This is a genomic window from Paraoerskovia marina DSM 21750, assembly GCF_000701465.1.
In the GTDB taxonomy this organism is placed as follows: domain Bacteria; phylum Actinomycetota; class Actinomycetes; order Actinomycetales; family Cellulomonadaceae; genus Paraoerskovia; species Paraoerskovia marina.
In genome coordinates this window covers 852,677-868,322 of sequence record NZ_JNIY01000003.1, presented here as the reverse complement: position 1 = coordinate 868,322, position 15,646 = coordinate 852,677, and the positions used below count along the sequence as shown (strand labels likewise).

The following is a 15,646-nucleotide window of genomic DNA, read 5'->3' as shown; positions in this document are numbered from 1 at the left end:
AGAGCGCATGAGCAGCCAGCCGACCGGCGGCGACGACGGAACGTCCGACTCACAGTGGGAGGCGATGTTCCGCTCGATGTTCGGTGCGGACGCCGACGAGGCGCTCCGCCAGATGCGGGAGCAGGGACTCGACCCGCAGGCGCTCGCGCGCAGCGCGGGGCTCGGTGACGACCCGCGCGCGCTCAACGGGATCCTCGCGCAGGTGCAGCGCATGCTCGCGGCGTCCGGCGACGACCCGGTGAACTCCGACGTCGCGCACGACGTCGCCCGGCAGGTCGCGGCCGCCGAGGGCGACCCCACGGTCAGCGGCGCGCAGGCCGCCGCGGTCCGCGACGCCCTGTCCGTCGCCGACCTGTGGCTCGACGCCGCCACGGACATGCCGCCCGCCGGCGGGCCACGGCAGGCGTGGAGCCGGTCGGAGTGGGTGGAGGCCACCCTCTCGAGCTGGGGCGACCTCGCCGAGCCGATCGCCGCGTCGGTCACCGACGCGCTCGCCACGGTCCTGGGCGACCAGATGCCGTCCACCGACGACCTCTCGCTCCCCGGCCTCCCCGTCGGCGCCCTCAACGGCTCGTTCGGGGACCCCCAGCAGATGATGCGACGGATGGGCTCCGCCGTCTTCGGCATGCAGGTGGGGCAGGCGTCCGGGACGCTCTCCCGCGAGGTCTTCGGCGCCACGGACGTCGGTCTCCCGCTCCTCGACCACGCCGCGACGGTGCTGCTGCCCACCAACGTCGAGGCCTTCGCCGAGGGGCTCGACGCACCGCTCGACGAGGTCCGGATGTTCCTCGCGGTGCGCGAGTGCGCGCACGCGCGCCTCTTCACGCACGTTCCGTGGCTCCGCGCGCACCTTCTCGCGCTCGTCGACGAGTACGCACGCGGCATCACGATCGACCTGGGCGCGCTCGAGGAGCGGGTCCGCGACATCGACCTCTCGGACACCGGCGCCCTGCAGAACGCGATGAGCGGTCACATCTTCCGCAGCGACGCCACCGACGCGCAGAAGGCCACGCTGCTCCGCCTCGAGACCACGCTCGCGCTCGTGGAGGGGTGGGTGGACGAGGTCAGTGCGACGGCCACCCTGCCCCACCTGCCGCACGCCGTCCCCCTCCGGGAGATGCTCCGACGTCGTCGGGCCGCCGGAGGACCGGCCGAGCAGACCTTCGCGTCGCTCGTCGGTCTCGAGCTCCGGCCCCGGCGTTCCCGGGACGCCGCCACCCTCTGGCAGCGGATCACGGCCGAGGGCGGCACCGACGCCCGTGACGCGGTCTGGGGACACCCGGACCTGCTCCCGGACACCCAGGACCTGGACGACCCGGCCGGATACCGCGAGCGCCAGGCGGCGACCCGCGCCGAGGAGGCGGACCTCGACGCCGCGCTGGCCGAGATCCTGAACGGGGCGACGTCCGGGGACGACGACGGGGGCACACCGACCCCTTCGGAGGACGACGAGCCGGGTTCGACCCGGTCGTGAGCGTCAGGCGGCGCCGTCGCTGACGGCGCCGCTCCGCGGCGAGAGCTCGTCGAGGAGATCCTCGTCCTGCTCGTCGTCGCCGGGATCGCCGTGGTCGCCGGTGCCCCGCTCGAAAGAGACACCGTCGAGGAACCCTCGTGCGCGCTCGAGCCGGGGGTAGGTCGAGAGCAGGTTCCAGAACGTCGGCCCGTGGTTGGCGTGCAGCAGGTGCGCGAGCTCGTGAAGGACGACGTAGTCCAGGACCCAGCCGGGCATGCCCTGCACGCGGGTCGAGATGCGGATCGACCCGTCGATGAGCGTGCAGGAGCCCCACCGCTTGCCCTGCCGGTCGGACCACCGGACGCTCGAGGGCTGTGCACGGCCGTCCAGGTAACGCTCGGAGAGTCGTCGCGCACGCTCGAGGAGCTCGTCGTCGGAGGGCCGACGACGTTGCTCCTTCGCGGCAAGCCTGTCGAGCATGCGCTGCACCCACTCGCGCTCCTGCGCGCGTGAGAACCGCGCGGGGATGGCGACGATCGTGCGGTCCCCGTCCCGGTACGCGCTCACGGTGCGCTTGCGACGCCGGCTGCGGCGCACCTCCACGGCTGGCGTGTCGTGCGTCACGTCCCGAACGGTACCGTCTCGGCCGTCCGAGCGCACCCATCACACGCCCACGTCGGCCTGTGGACGACGCTCGCACCGCGCCCTCCGCGTGCCACGGTGAGGACATGGCGAAAGAAGCGGAGCCGCAGCGCCTGGCGGTCGACCACACCTCTGCCCGGAGACGACACCTGCGCGGCGGCACGCTCGTCGTGCGCTGCTCCCCCACCGACGTGCAGCTGGGCACCGACGCGCGCTGGGCGGTCAGGCTCTCCGACGTCACGGAGAACGAGATCGCCTGGCTGCGGGCGCTCGCCGCGGGCAGCAGGTACTCCGCGGCGCTGCACCGGACCCACCGGGTCGACGAGCTCCGGGCGCGGCAGCTCTGGCAGGCGCTCGACGCCGCGGGCTACACGGTTCCGGCCCCGCCGGCGGACGGGAGCTGGCCGCTGAACGACGAGTTCGCCCACAGCCATCTCCGCGAGGACGGTCGCGGAGACCTGACGCTCGCGGACCGGCGGCAGCGCTGCGTCGCGATCCACGGCCTCGGACGGCTGGGGCTGGCGACCGGACGCATCCTGCACACGGCGGGCGTGGGGACGTTGCTGCTCGACGACGCCCGCCCGGTCACCCGCCTGGACCTCGCCCCCGACGCGTACTCGCCCGAGCACCTCGGTCGCCCCCGGGACCAGGTGGCCCGTCACCTGCTCGGCCTCGGGGCCGGAAGCCGCCCGTCGGGTCGTTCCGCTCGCGTCCCGGCCCCCGACGTCGTCGTGGTCGTCGAGGCCTGGGCCCACGACGCCCGACGCTTCGCACGGCTGTGCGCCGAGGGTGTCCCGCACCTGGCCGTGCAGGTGCACGAGGCGAGCACGACGATCGGCCCGTTCGTCGTCCCGGGCCGCACCCCCTGCCTCCGCTGCCTCGACCTCGCCCGCCTGGCCGCCGACCCGCGATGGCGCGACGTCGCGGCGCACCTGCACGCTCTGCCGCCGGGTCGCACGGGTGAGGAGACCACGATCACGGCGACGGCCGCTGCGCTCGCGGCGGCCCAGGTGATCAGTGCGCTCGACGGAGGCCGCCCCCGCACCGCGGACACGGTCCTCGAGACCGGGCTGCCCGACGTCGTCCCCCGCGTCCGCCCCACGTCCCCGCACCCGGGCTGCGGTTGCGGGGCCGACGGCGCGACGCCGGGGCTCGACGACGCGAAGGGCGACGTCGCGGTGCCCGGCCCTATGCCGCTTCACGCGGCGTCGTGACGCCCGGGGACTGCTCGGACTTCGGCGGACGCCCACGGCCGCGCTTGCGGGCGACGACGACGCCGTCGACGAAGATCTCACCGCCCCACACGCCCCACGGCTCCCGGCGCTCGCGGGCCCCCGCCAGACAGCCCGCGACGAGCGGGCACGCGCGGCAGAGCTCCTTGGCCCGTTCGACGTCGGCGGCCCGCTCGGCGAACCAGAGCTCGGGGTCGTTCGACCGGCACGGGATGGTCTGTGCGACCAGGCGACGGAAGCCCTCGTCCGTCACCCACGACGGGTCCTGGTCGGTGCTCGCGGCCGCATCGCCGCGAGATGTCGGTGGTGACGGGGTCCACGGTCCCGCGCCACCGCTGGTCATGGTGTCGAGCATCGTGCTCAACCGCACGGTGTCCTCCAGAGGTGCTGTCTCGAATACGTCGATAGGACGACGCGCCCTCGGAGAAAGACGAAGGCCGCGGGTCCTGATGGACTCCGCGGCCTGGTGCGACTGATCTAGGAGATCGGCCTCGACCGGGGGGCGGAGTCGGGCGCTGCAAACGCTGCTGCGTGCGCGCGGAGACGCGCCGCATGGGGCATCGCGATGGCGGATGCCGGTGCGTTCGTGATGATGTCCATCAGACAGCCCTCCTCTCCTCTACGGTCGGTCGCCGTCAGGCGGCCGACGCTCGGTCATGACGTACGAACAGTATGCACCCGTCGCGGGGACCGCAACGTATTTAATCTCGCCTAGTTCTGCACGTGCCGGGGGGTCTCGCCCTGGGCAAGCTTCAACCGGGTCCAGACGTTCATGTTGAGCACCACGGCGGCGATCTCGGCGATCGACTCGGGGCCGAGGTGCTCGGCGAGCGCGTCGTGCGCCGGCGGCAGATCGGTGGCCGACCCGGCGGTCAGTGCCTCGCAGTACGCGAGCGCGGCGCGCTCCGGTGCGGAGTAGAGCTCGCTCTCGCGCCAGCTCAGGAGGCCGTCGACGCGGGGGTCGCTGATGATCTCGCGCGCGGCCCGGGTGTGGAGGATCAGGCAGTACGAGCACGGCACGAGCTGCGCGACCCGGAGCCGGAGGAGCTGGGCGAGCTGCGCGTCGACGCCGAGCGTCGCCGTGTAGCCGAACTCCGCGGCCATGACCTTCGCCGCGGCGAGGAACGACGTGCTCTCGGGGTCGAAGCGCGTGTTGATGAACTCGATGTCAGACATGGTCCGCTCCTCGCGTCGGCGCGGCCTGCCAGGGGGCCTGCCGGGGGTCGCCGCACTTCACGCTATCCGCTCAGCCTCCGGCGCGCTCGACGATCGCGATCACGCTCGCCCCGTACTTCTCGATCTTCGCCGGGCCGATCCCGTTGATCCTCGCGAGCGCCGCGTTCGACGTCGGTCGAGTCTCGGCGATGGCCGCGAGCGCCGCGTCGACGAGGACGGTGAACGCCGGCTTGTCGGTCTCCGCGGCCACGGTCCGCCGCCACTCGCGCAGCTCGTCGAAGAGGGCCTGGTCGTACTCGCCGGTCAGCTGCTCCCGGGCGGCACCCGCCCGTGGCCGACGCCGCTGCACCGGCTCCTCGTGGGGCCAGAGCCCGTCGAGGAACCGGGTCCGACGGCGGGACGCACGCCCTCCGGGATTGCGGGCCCTGGCGTACGAGAGCTGGAGGAACTCGCGCGCACGGGTGATCCCGACGTAGAGAAGACGGCGCTCCTCCTCGACCGACTCGTCGGTCTCCGCGAACGAGATGGGCATGAGCCCTTCACTCACTCCGGCGAGGAAGACCGCGTCCCACTCCAGCCCCTTCGCGGCGTGGAGCGACGCGAGCGTGACTCCCTCGACGGTCGGTGCGTGCTGGGCCGCGGACCGCTCGTCGAGCTCGAGGACGAGGTCCGAGACCGTGGCGTTCTCGGTGCGTGCGGCGACCTCGTCCGCGAGCGTCACGAGGGCCTGCATCGAGTCCCAGCGCTCGCGCGCGGCTCCGCGGGGTCCCGGTGCCTCCTCGGCCCAGCCCGTGGTGACGAGCACGTCCCGGACCGTCTCGGGCATCGGGACCTCGGGGTCGGCCGAGCGGGCCGCCCCGCGCAGGAGGACGAGCGCGTCACGGACCTCCTTGCGCTGGAAGAACCGGTCGCCACCCTTGACGAGGTATCCGATGCCGGCGTCGGCGAGCGCCTGCTCGAACGCCTCGGACTGCGAGTTGGTGCGGTAGAGGATCGCAATCTCGCTCACCGGCGTGCCCGTGGTCGTCAGGTGCCGGATCTCGCGCGCGATCCCCTTCGCCTCCGACTCGTCGTCGTCGTAGGCCTCGAAGCGGACGGGTGGACCGGCCGGGCGCTGCGCGACGAGCTCGAGCGGCGCGGCCGTGCCCCGGGCCCTTCCTCGCTGCGCGAGGAGCTTGTTCGCCAGCGTCACGACCTGGGGCGTCGACCGGTAGTCACGGACGAGCCGGACGACCTGGGCGTCGGGGTAGCGCGTGCGGAACGTCAGCAGGTGGTGCGGGGACGCCCCGGTGAACGAGTAGATGGTCTGGCTGGGGTCGCCGACGACGCACAGCTCGTTGCGACCGCCGAGCCACTGGTCGAGCAGGAACTGCTGCAGTGGAGAGACGTCCTGGTACTCGTCGACGACGAAGTGCCGGTACTGGCTGCGGACCTGGTCGGCGATCTCGGGGTGGGAGGCGAGCATGTCCGCGAGCATCAGCAGGACGTCCTCGAAGTCGATCGTCGACCGCTCGGTCTTGACCTCCTCGTAGGCCGTGATCAGACGCGCGACCGTGCGGTGGTCGTACCCCGCGACCTGTGGCCGTGCGATCGCCGCGCACGCCTTCTCGTAGTCCTCGGCGGTGACGAGGGAGACCTTCGACCACTCGACCTCGGAGGCGAGGTCGCGGACGGCGACCCGGTCCACGGAGATCCCGATGCGGCGCGAGGCCTCGGCGATGACGGGCGCCTTGTGGTCGAGGATCCGGGGCGGTGCACCGCCCACGACCTTCGGCCAGAAGTAGCCCATCTGCCGCAGGGCGGCCGCGTGGAACGTCCGGGCCTGCACTCCGGAGACGCCGAGCTCGCGCAGGCGCGTGCGCATCTCTCCCGCCGCGCGCGCGGTGAACGTCACCGCGAGCACCGTCGTCGGTGAGTACGCACCGGTGCGCACGCCGTAGGCGATGCGGTGCGTGACCGCACGCGTCTTGCCGGTGCCCGCCCCGGCGAGCACGCAGACGGGACCGGTCAGTGCGGTCGCGACGTCGCGCTGGTCCGGGTCGAGAGCGTCGAGGATCAGGTGCGCGGGGCCCTGGGCGAGCGGGGCAGTCTGGGAAGCCATCACAGACATCTTCCCAGCCGCCGCCGACACGGGAACACCTGGGCGCCCCGAGGAGTTAGGACTGGCGAACGTGGCGTGCCCCGCACGCCTCAGCACCTCGACCCGCAGGAGATCGTCATGACCTCGACGCCCACCGCCCCCGCCGCCGGCACCGTCACCATGTTCTCGACCACGTGGTGCGGCTACTGCCGCCGTCTGAAGTCCCAGATGGACCAGGCCGGCATCGGCTACACCGAGGTCAACATCGAGGAGAGCCCGGAGTCCGCCGCCTACGTCGAAGAGGTCAACGGCGGAAACCAGACGGTGCCCACCCTCGTCTTCCCTGACGGCTCCGCGGCGACGAACCCGTCGCTCGCCGACGTCAAGGCGCGACTGGGCCTCTGAGGGCGGCCGGCGCGGTCCTCATCGTCCCGGGAGGGCCGCGCCGAACCACTCCTCGATCAACGCCCTCGCGATCGACGAGCGTGTCGGGAGCGTCACGTCTCCCGACTCGACCGACGCGAGCAGCTCCGGCCTCGTGAACCACCGCGCCTCGGTGATCTCGACCCGGTCGGGTCGCAGTGCGCTCGTCGTCGCGCGGGCGAAGAACCCCAGCATCAGGGACGCCGGGAAGGGCCACGGCTGGCTCCCGCGGTAGACGACGTCTCCGACGACGACGCCCACCTCCTCGAGCACCTCGCGCCGCACAGCGTTCTCCAGGGACTCACCGGGCTCGACGTATCCGGCGAGCGTGGAGAACCTCCCCGGCGGCCACCGGACCGCGTGCCCGAGCAACAACCTGTCCTCGGCGTCGAGCACGGCCATGATCACCGCGGGGTCCGTGCGCGGGTAGTGGTCCGACCCGTCCTGCACGCACCGGCGCACCCATCCGGCGTGGGTCACCGTGGTCGGGGTACCGCACCGGGGGCAGCGCCCGTGCGTCGCGTGCCAGTTGTCCAGCGCGACGGCGGTCAGCACCACCTCCGCGTCACCACCGGCGAGGGAGGGCACGAGACCGCGGACCGTGGCCCAGTTCTCCGCGTCCGCCTCGACGGGTGCGTGCTCCTCGCCGTCGGGATTCGTCCGGTAGGCGAGCAGGGGTGTGCCGTCGTCGACGCGCAGGCCGAGGAAGACCCACCGTTCCGCGTCGTCGGGCAGGTCACGCAGCTCCGATGCGACGTGCAGGACCCCGCCGTCGTCGTCGACCAGCACGGCGCCGGACCGTACGACGACCACTCGCGTCCTACCGTCCTCACGGCAGCGCGCGACGAGACCGGGCTCCTCGCGCCGCTCACCGGCGCGGTCGATCGTGGACGGGAGGTCCCGTGCCGGGGTCGAGGGCAGAGAGGACTCCATCCCCCGCACGCTACGCCCCGCAGCGGCCGCGCACGTCGCCCCGGCCGAGAGACGGACCCGGTCGCGGACCGTTCCGCGTGGCCGCGACGTCCTGCTACGCCGGACCGACTACCGTGGGCACGTGCCCCGCTCTGCTCTGACGCTCGCCGCCCTGGCCACCGCAGCCGTTCCCGGGCTGGTGGCTGTCTCGGCCCGGTCGATCGAGGCCGCGGGCGACGTCGACGCCGCGGCGGTCGTCGACTCGGAGTCGCGCCACTGGGTGGTCCGTGCTCCCACCAACGCCTCCGCGGGCGCCGGGCTCGAGGCCGAGGTCGGGCTGCTGGGCGCGCTCGACCACTACGTCACCTCCGGTGTCCTCCCCTTCGCGGTTCCGCGCGTCTCCGGGTCCGCGACCCTCCCCGAGGGCGGTCGCGCGATCGTGCACCGCGCGCTGTCCGGCGTCCCGCTGGACGTCGACGTCCTCGAACCGGGGCCGGGACTCGCCGCCGATCTCGGCCGTGCCGTCGCCGCCGTGCACGAGCTGCCCCACGCCGTCGTCGACAACGCCGCGCTGCCGATCTACACCAGCGACGAGTACCGCGAGCGTCGGCTCGTCGAGGTCGACCATGCCGCAGCCACCGGCAAGGTTCCACCGACGCTGCTCGCGCGCTGGGAGGCCGCCCTGGAGGACGTGTCGCTCTGGCGGTTCCAGCCCGTCGTCTCCCACGGCGACCTCGGACCCGACCAGGTGCTCGTCCGGGGCAACCGCGTCGCGGCGATCACGGACTGGTCGGACGCACGCGTCGCCGACCCGGCCGACGACCTCGCGTGGCTCCTGGTCTCGGCGCCCGCGTCGGCGGTCGACTCGATCGTCGAGGCGTACCAGCTGCGCCGCACCGAGCTGACGGACCCGCACCTCACCGACCGCGCACTGCTCGTCGGCGAGCTCGCGCTCGCGCGGTGGCTCCTGCACGGGGTCCGCAACCACCTGGACGACGTGGTCGCGGACGCGGTCGACATGCTGATCGACCTCGACGAGCAGACGCGCGACCCGGAGTAGCACGAACCCTCGTCGGCAGGACGTCGGCCGCGGTCAGCCGGTACCGGTGACCAGCGCCTCGAGCTCCGCGGCGTCGAGAAGCCGCTCGGGACGTACCGTCTCCCCCGATCCCACGTAGAAGAAGGCTGCGTCGACCGCATCGAGCGGTACGCCCTTCCACCGGGACCAGGCCAGCCGGTAGACGGCCAGCTGCACCTCGCGGGCGTTCCGCGCCGCGGCGTCCGAGGGGGGCCGACCCGTCTTCCAGTCGACGACGACGACCGCTCCCGGCAGGTCGTGCGCACGGTCCGGGTCGGGGAAGACGGCGTCGATGCGCGAGCGAGACATCACGCCGCCGATCGGGGTCTCGATGTCGACCTCGATCGCCACCGGGGTGCGCCGCGCCCACTCGGACCGGAGAAACGTCTCGCGGAGCGACTCGATGTCGACGGCGGTGTCCTCCGCATCGCCGTCCGACTCGTCGAACGGGTCCAGGAGGGTCGCCGACGTGAAGTACTGCTCCGCCCAGAGGTGGAAGGCTGTCCCGCGCCGGGCGTGCCGCGTCGGCTGCTGCGGGACCGGCCGTCGCAGCTGGGTCGTGAACGCGTCCCGGTCGGCCGCGAGCCGGACCATCGCGGACGCGGACAGGTGCGCGGGCATCGTCACCCGCGGCGTGCGGTACCGGGCGTCGCGCTCGGCGAGGAGCAGGTCGGCGAGCACCCGCAGATCGGTCCCGGCTCCGTCGGTCAGCGTCCGGTCGTCGTCGCCGCCGTCCTCGCCCCGTTCGACGCCGTCGCCGTCACGGTTCCCGGCCGCTCGTCGTTCGACGACCAAGCTCGCCCCGGTTCGCAGCGTGCGCACCGATGCGCTCACGTCCTGCTCGTCGGACGGCCACACGGGAGGCTCGGCGTCGAGCTCGCGCGGGTTGTCACCCTCCGGGGTCTCCGTCCAGCCCGACGCGTCGACCAGGCCGGCCTCGACGAGCTCCACGAGAAAGAGGGACGGAGGTGTCGGCTTCGCGCCGTCGCGCCACCAGCTGCCGGACAGCAGGAGATCTGCGCGTGCGCGGGTGAACGCGACGTACGCGAGGCGCCGCTCCTCGGCCACCTGGTGCTCGCCCGCCGCGTGGGTCAGACCGGTCAGCGCGTCCTTGAGCTGCTTGTCGTCCGACAGCCCGTCGAGGTCGAGCTGCGGGAGGTCGGCCTCGTCCCCCCGCAGCGGGTACGGGAGCGTGCCGAGACCCTTGAGCCACGCCGAATCCGTCGGGCCCTTCGACGTCGTCGTCCTCGTGGTCGGGAACTTTCCGTCGACGAGTCCGGGGACGGCGACGACGTCCCACTCCAGCCCCTTTGCCGCGTGCACCGTGATGACCTGGACGGCCGCGGGGTCAGGGGCTCGCAGCGGAAGGTCGAGCCCCCGCTCCTTGGAGCTCGCGGCACCGAGCCAGGCCAGGAACGCGCCGAGCGTCGGTTCCTCAGACTGCTGCGAGAACGTGCCGGCGACGTCGCGGAACGCGTCCAGGTGGGCCCGTCCCCGGTCCCCCGACCCGATCCGCCGGTCCGAGGCCGCGGTGAGTGCCGCCGCGACGTCCACCTCGATGTCGAGCCCCAGGGCACGCTCCGCCTCGACCACGAGCTCGGGCAGCGAGAGATACGTCGAGGACCGGAGCGCGCGCAGCGTCGAGGCCAGGGCGGAGAGACGCCGGTGCGCCTGGGGCGTCAGCTCACGTCCGTCCCGCATCGGCCGGCCCGGTGCGGGCAGGTCGTCGAGCGCGTCCACGATCGACCGGTGGTCGGCGACGTCCCCTTCGACGACAGCAGGCTCCGCGGCTTCCGTGTCCACGGTCTCGGCGTCCGCCGTCGACGCGCCCGTAGCCGACCGGGGGGCGTCGTCACGCGCCAGGTCTGCCGCGCGGCTTGCGAGCGCGTGCAGGTCGGCGACCCCGAGTCCGATCCGCGGGCCGGTGAGGATGCGCACCAACGAGTCGCCGCGCGACGGGTCGTGCGCGGCCTCGAGCAGCGCGACGACGTCGACCACCTCCGGCGTCGACAGCAGACCGCCGAGACCGACGACCTCGACGGGCAGGCCCCGCGCGCGCAGGGCCGCCTCGACCGGAATGAACTGGGACCGGGCGCGGCAGAGCACGGCCGCGGTGACGGATTCTCCCCGGGCTGCCGCGTCGGCACGTCGCTCGACGACGAAGTCGGCGACCGCCGCCATCTCCTCCTCGACGGTCGCCGGGTACACCGCACGGACGGCGCCCACCCCCGCGCCGGGCCTCGCGTCGAGCGCCGGCACGTCCACGAGCGACTCGGCCCGCAGCGGTGCCGCCGTCGTGTTGGCGACGGCGAGGATCATCTGGTCGTTGCGCCACGACGTCGAGAGTGCGCGCTGCGCGGCGCGCCGTCCGTCAGGACCGGCGAACCGGGTCGGGAACCGCCCCAGACCGGCGGCGCTCGCACCGCGCCAGCCGTAGATCGACTGGTGCGGGTCGCCGACGGCGGTGACGGGATGCCCGTCGCCGTAGAGGGCCGCCAGGAGCTCGGTCTGCGCGTAGGACGTGTCCTGGTACTCGTCGAGCAGCACGACACGGTGACGCTCGCGCTCGGCCGCCCCGACGGCAGGAACCTCCTGGGCGAGCCGGGCCGCGACGGCGATCTGGTCGCCGAAGTCGAGAGCGTCGTTCTTCCGCTTGACCTCCTGGTACTCGGCGACGAGCTCGAGGACGGCCCGACGGTCCTCCAGACTGGCGCACAGGTCACGGACCTCGGCATAGGGGCCGGTGCGACCCTTGATACCGGCAGCCATCGGGATCGCCTGCATCCGCTCGACGAGCTCGCCGATGCGGTCGCGCGCCTCCGCGGTCTGGAGCAGGTGCTCGCTGAGCGCGCCGGAGAGACTGAGAACAGCGTCCACGACGGTCGAGAAGGCAGGATCCGTCCTGAAGTCCCCCGACCAGCCCTCCACGACCTTCGCGGCGTACTGCCACTGGGTCGCCTCGCTCAGGAGGCGCGCGCCCGGCTCGAGCCCGAGCCGCAACGCATGGTCGGCGACCAACGAGCCCGCGTACGCGTTGTAGGTCGCGATCGTCGGACGTTCGAGCATCGCGGCGTCCGACTCCCGGTTCTGCACCCGGTCGAGCTGGGCGAGCCGCAGCCGCACGCGCTCCGAGAGCTCGCCGGCCGCCTTGCGCGTGAACGTCAGGCCGAGCACCTCCTCGGGCAGCACCAAGGCGTTCGCGATCAGCCAGACGACACGAGAGGCCATCGTCTCGGTCTTGCCGGATCCGGCGCCCGCCACCACGAGCACGGGTTCGAGGGGTGCCTCGATCACCTCGACCTGCTCGGGCGTCGGCGGGTGCTGGTGCAGCGCCCGCGCGATGTCGTGCGCGCTCCACTCGTACGTGCTCACTCGATCACCTGCTGTCCGTCGGGTTGCGCCGGGCACGCGCGCCGGACCGGGCACACCCGGCACATGGAGTTCGTCCGGGCCGTGAAGGCGCTGGCGGCCATCGTGTCCGCGACCCCCTCGACGACGGTCCGCGCCCACGACCCGCCGTCGGAGTCCGGCCGCAGGGCCGGTTGAGAGCGCAGGGTGACCTTCCGGCCCGCGGCGAGGTACGCGAGCTGAGCGCCCGCGCTCGTCGTGCCCTCGGGGAGGTCGAACGCCCCCGCCTCGACGGCCAGCTGATAGGTGCCGAGCTGGGGGTTCTCCACGGCCTCGGCCCTGGACTGGATCATCTTCCCGGTCTTCAGGTCCGCGACGAGGACCGCGGACGGGCCGGCGTCGTCGGCGTCTGCGGCCGTGTCGGGGTCGGGACGGCCGACCTTCTCGATACGGTCGGCCACGCCTCGCAGGACTGCCCGCCCGACGTCGACCTGGAACTCTGCCTCGAGCAGGATCGGCTCGCCGGAGGCGGCCACGTAGCCGGCGAGCGACTCGATCATTCCGTCCGCGTGCCGGCGCGCCTGCGTCGCCGGCCAGCCCTCCGGCAGCGCCAGCTCGGGCCACCGGCGGTCGAGCTCCGCCGCGAGCTCGTGGTGCGCTCCCTTCGGCAGGTCGTGCGAGATCGAGTGCACGAGCGTCCCGAGAGACTGTGCCGTCGCGTCTGGAGCGGTGCCGCCGCCGGCCTCGAGGGCCCATCGCAGCGCGCACCGGTTCACGGACTCGACCTTCGACGGCGAGACCCGCACCTTGTCCTCCGGCCCCCAGAGCGGCTCGTCGGACGACGTCGGGTGCACGCCGTACCACTGGTCCGGGTCGGCGTGCCCGACCCCGGCGTCGGCGAGATCGGCGAGCAGACCCGCCGCCTCGTCCCGACGGGGGTCGTCCGAGACGAGCACCGAGCGGGCTCTCGCGACCACCCCGCGCAGGTCCAGCGGCACCGCCGGAGCGACGGACCGCTGGTCGGCGTCTTCCTCGTCGTCGGGCGCAGGGCCGCCGTCGACGAGGTCGCAGAACATCGACGGGGAGTCGTCGGCGTCCTCGACCGCCGTCACGACGAGTCGGCGACGGGCTCGCGAGACGGCGAGGGCGAACGACCGCAGCTCGTCGTCGAGCACCGCACGGCGCGCCTCACGGCCGTGCCCGCGTGCATCCCCGCTCCGGCCCGCCAGTAGGTCGGCCAGCGCCTGCGACCCCAGGAGCGAGTCACGCAGCCGGAGGTCCGGCCACGTGCCGTCCTGCACACCGGTCACGACGACGACGTCCCACTCGCTCCCTGCGGCGCCCGCCGGGGTCAGCGCCGCCACGGCCGAGCCGTCGGCCGCGGACGCCGCGAGCGAGTCTGCGGGAATGTCCTGCGACCGGAGGTACGTGACGAACGCCTCCGGCCGAGAACCCGGCATCCGGTCGACGAACGACTCGGCCGCCCGGAAGACACCGAGGACGGCGTCGAGGTCGCGGTCCGCACGAGCCCCGCCCGGCCCGCCAGCGAGAGCCGTGGCCCGCCAGCGCTCGGCGAGGCCCGCGGCGTCCCACGCCGCCCAGAGGACGGACTGCGCGTCGGCGTCCGGGTCCTCCGCAGCGGCGCGGGTCGCCGCGAGCGCGTGCGCGACGGCCGCGGCCGGGCGGCGTACAGACGACGGCAGGGTCGCCGCGCGGGCCGGGTCGTGCAGCACCTCGACCAGGAGCGCGTCGGACGTCCGCCCGCCGCCGCCGGCGAGCTCCTCGGCGCGCAAGGCCCGCCGGAGCCGACGGAGCGCGACGACGTCACTCCCTCCGAGCGGGGAGACGAGGAGCGACGCCGCCGTCTCGGCGTCGAGCACGGCGTCCTCGGGGTCCGCGGCGAGCGCGCACGCGACGCGGACCAGCTCGAGCAGGGGTGCGACCGCGGGCTCGTCGTGCAGCGGGACGTCGGTCCCGACCGTCGCGACCGGCACGGACGCGGCGATCAGCCCTCGGCGCACGGCGGCGAGCTGTGCGCCCGACGGTGAGACGACGGCCATCCGGTCCCACGGGGTCCCGTGGAGCAGGTGCTCGGCGCGCAGCACCCGCGCGACGTGCGCGATCTCGTCGGCGGCGCTCGGCAGCACCGCCACGCGGGCACCCGACGGCGCCGAACCCGGTGCGGGTGCCGGTGCGGGTGCCGGTGCGGCAGCACGGTGCTGTGCCCCACCCACCACGCCGACCCTCTGGGTGACGGCCCGCGTGACCGCCCGGAGCGGCTCCGGCTGGCGCCAGGCCGTGGACAGCGTCAGGGTGCGTGCACCCAGCTCACCGCCGAACGGCCGGCCGGCCGGCGCAGGTGGCGCACCCGCACGTCCGACGAGCGAGGGCACGGCGCCGCGGAACGTCTGGACCGCGATGTCGGGGTCGGCGAGGAGCAGGAGGCGGGCTCCGTCGTCGTGGAGCTCGCGGAGGAACCGCGCGGTGGCCGCCGTGGACTCCTGGTAGTCGTCGACCACGATCAGCCGCCAGCTCGGCCGGGCCACCCGCAGCGCGTTCTCGTCCCAGTCCTCGAGGGCCTCCGTGGCCTCCTCGACGACGCGCGCCGGGTCGTAGCGCGGCCCCGAGTCCAATGTGAGCGCCCGCAGCGCGCTCACGTCGAGGTACTCCTGGTAGAGCTGCGCCGCGAGCCGCCACTCCTCACGCCCGTGCTCGCGCCCCAGTTCGTCGAGCCGCACCGCGTCGACGCCCCGCTCCGCCGCACGCATCAGGAGGTCACGCAGCTCCTGGCGGAACCCGCGCAGCACCAGCGTCTCGGCCGGAAGCCCACCGGGCAGCTCGTCACGCCGGCCCGCCTGAACGTCCTCGAGGTACCCCGCGAGCAGCTCCGTCAGGAGGAGGTCCTGCTCGGGCCCCGTGATCAGGGTCGGTGCCGGGTCGCCGAGAGCGGCGGCCCGGGTGCCAAGGATCGCGAAGGCCGCGGCGGCCGCGGTCCTGACCATCGGGACGCTCGTCGTGCGCCCGGCACGCGCCCCGATCACGTCGCGCAGCCGTCCCGCGCTGCGGCGCGAGGCCGAGATCACCAGGATGTCCGACGGTTCCGTCCCCGCCTCGATCGCCGCCAGGACCGCGTGGACCGCAACCGTCGTCCGGCCCGAGCCGGGCGCACCGACGGCCATGACGACGGGGTGCTCTCCGAGAGCCTCGATCACCCCGGCCTGGGAGTCGTCCAGGACGACGGCGTCCGGAAGCTCCTCCGGCGGTCGTAGCTCGATCACGCGACGATCGAATCACGGCCCACC

At 73.7% G+C, this 15,646-nt stretch carries 11 protein-coding genes; 4 read left to right on the top strand and 7 right to left on the bottom strand.

What is annotated here, in order from left to right; all coding sequences use genetic code 11:
- The first annotated feature begins 7 nt into the window (after positions 1-7).
- Positions 8-1,474: a zinc-dependent metalloprotease gene (locus Q343_RS0104085; protein WP_052366840.1), complete on the top strand. Its 1,467-nt coding sequence runs from the start codon at positions 8-10 to the stop codon at positions 1,472-1,474.
- A 3-nt stretch (positions 1,475-1,477) separates the two neighbouring features.
- Here the strand turns inward: Q343_RS0104085 and Q343_RS0104080 are convergent, their stop codons facing one another.
- On the bottom strand, positions 1,478-2,077 hold the full coding sequence (locus Q343_RS0104080) for a M48 metallopeptidase family protein (RefSeq protein WP_052366922.1): 600 nt from the start codon (positions 2,075-2,077) through the stop codon (positions 1,478-1,480).
- A 104-nt stretch (positions 2,078-2,181) separates the two neighbouring features.
- On the opposite strand from Q343_RS0104080, the gene Q343_RS0104075 reads away from it, so the two are divergent.
- Entirely contained in the window at positions 2,182-3,309 is a 1,128-nt protein-coding gene (locus Q343_RS0104075) for a TOMM precursor leader peptide-binding protein (protein WP_155990623.1), read from the top strand.
- On the opposite strand, the gene Q343_RS0104070 is transcribed toward Q343_RS0104075, so the two are convergent.
- The 3 genes from Q343_RS0104070 to Q343_RS0104060 all read right to left on the bottom strand — a co-directional run bounded on the left by Q343_RS0104070 (position 3,284) and on the right by Q343_RS0104060 (position 6,613).
- On the bottom strand, positions 3,284-3,670 hold the full coding sequence (locus tag Q343_RS0104070; protein ID WP_155990622.1) for a WhiB family transcriptional regulator: 387 nt from the start codon (positions 3,668-3,670) through the stop codon (positions 3,284-3,286). The two genes, Q343_RS0104075 and Q343_RS0104070, sit on opposite strands and share 26 nt — an antisense overlap.
- A 368-nt stretch (positions 3,671-4,038) precedes the next feature.
- Positions 4,039-4,503, bottom strand: a complete 465-nt coding sequence (locus Q343_RS0104065) for a carboxymuconolactone decarboxylase family protein (RefSeq protein ID WP_029252312.1) — start codon at positions 4,501-4,503, stop codon at positions 4,039-4,041.
- 70 nt (positions 4,504-4,573) lie between these two features.
- Positions 4,574-6,613: an ATP-dependent helicase gene (locus tag Q343_RS0104060; RefSeq protein WP_029252311.1), complete on the bottom strand. Its 2,040-nt coding sequence runs from the start codon at positions 6,611-6,613 to the stop codon at positions 4,574-4,576.
- A gap of 108 nt (positions 6,614-6,721) precedes the next feature.
- Here Q343_RS0104060 and Q343_RS0104055 point away from each other — a divergent pair, with 108 nt between their 5' ends.
- Complete coding sequence (locus tag Q343_RS0104055; RefSeq protein WP_029252310.1) at positions 6,722-6,988, top strand: mycoredoxin; 267 nt, start codon at positions 6,722-6,724, stop codon at positions 6,986-6,988.
- Between the two features lie 18 nt (positions 6,989-7,006).
- On the opposite strand, the gene nudC is transcribed toward Q343_RS0104055, so the two are convergent.
- Positions 7,007-7,939, bottom strand: coding sequence for an NAD(+) diphosphatase (gene nudC, locus Q343_RS0104050; RefSeq protein WP_029252309.1), 933 nt, complete (start codon positions 7,937-7,939; stop codon positions 7,007-7,009).
- Positions 7,940-8,060: 121 nt separating this feature from the next.
- Between nudC and Q343_RS0104045 the strand changes: the two genes are divergently transcribed.
- A complete protein-coding gene (locus Q343_RS0104045; protein WP_029252308.1) occupies positions 8,061-8,978 on the top strand; it encodes a phosphotransferase in 918 nt (305 codons plus the stop codon).
- A gap of 33 nt (positions 8,979-9,011) precedes the next feature.
- Here the strand turns inward: Q343_RS0104045 and Q343_RS0104040 are convergent, their stop codons facing one another.
- Both Q343_RS0104040 and Q343_RS0104035 read right to left on the bottom strand, forming a co-directional pair.
- Complete coding sequence (locus Q343_RS0104040) at positions 9,012-12,368, bottom strand: ATP-dependent helicase (protein ID WP_029252307.1); 3,357 nt, start codon at positions 12,366-12,368, stop codon at positions 9,012-9,014.
- Positions 12,365-15,622 (bottom strand): PD-(D/E)XK nuclease family protein, encoded by a 3,258-nt coding sequence (locus Q343_RS0104035; protein ID WP_029252306.1) that lies wholly within the window; start codon positions 15,620-15,622, stop codon positions 12,365-12,367. The genes Q343_RS0104040 and Q343_RS0104035 overlap by 4 nt, the downstream gene beginning before the upstream one ends.
- Between the last annotated feature and the right edge of the window lie 24 nt (positions 15,623-15,646).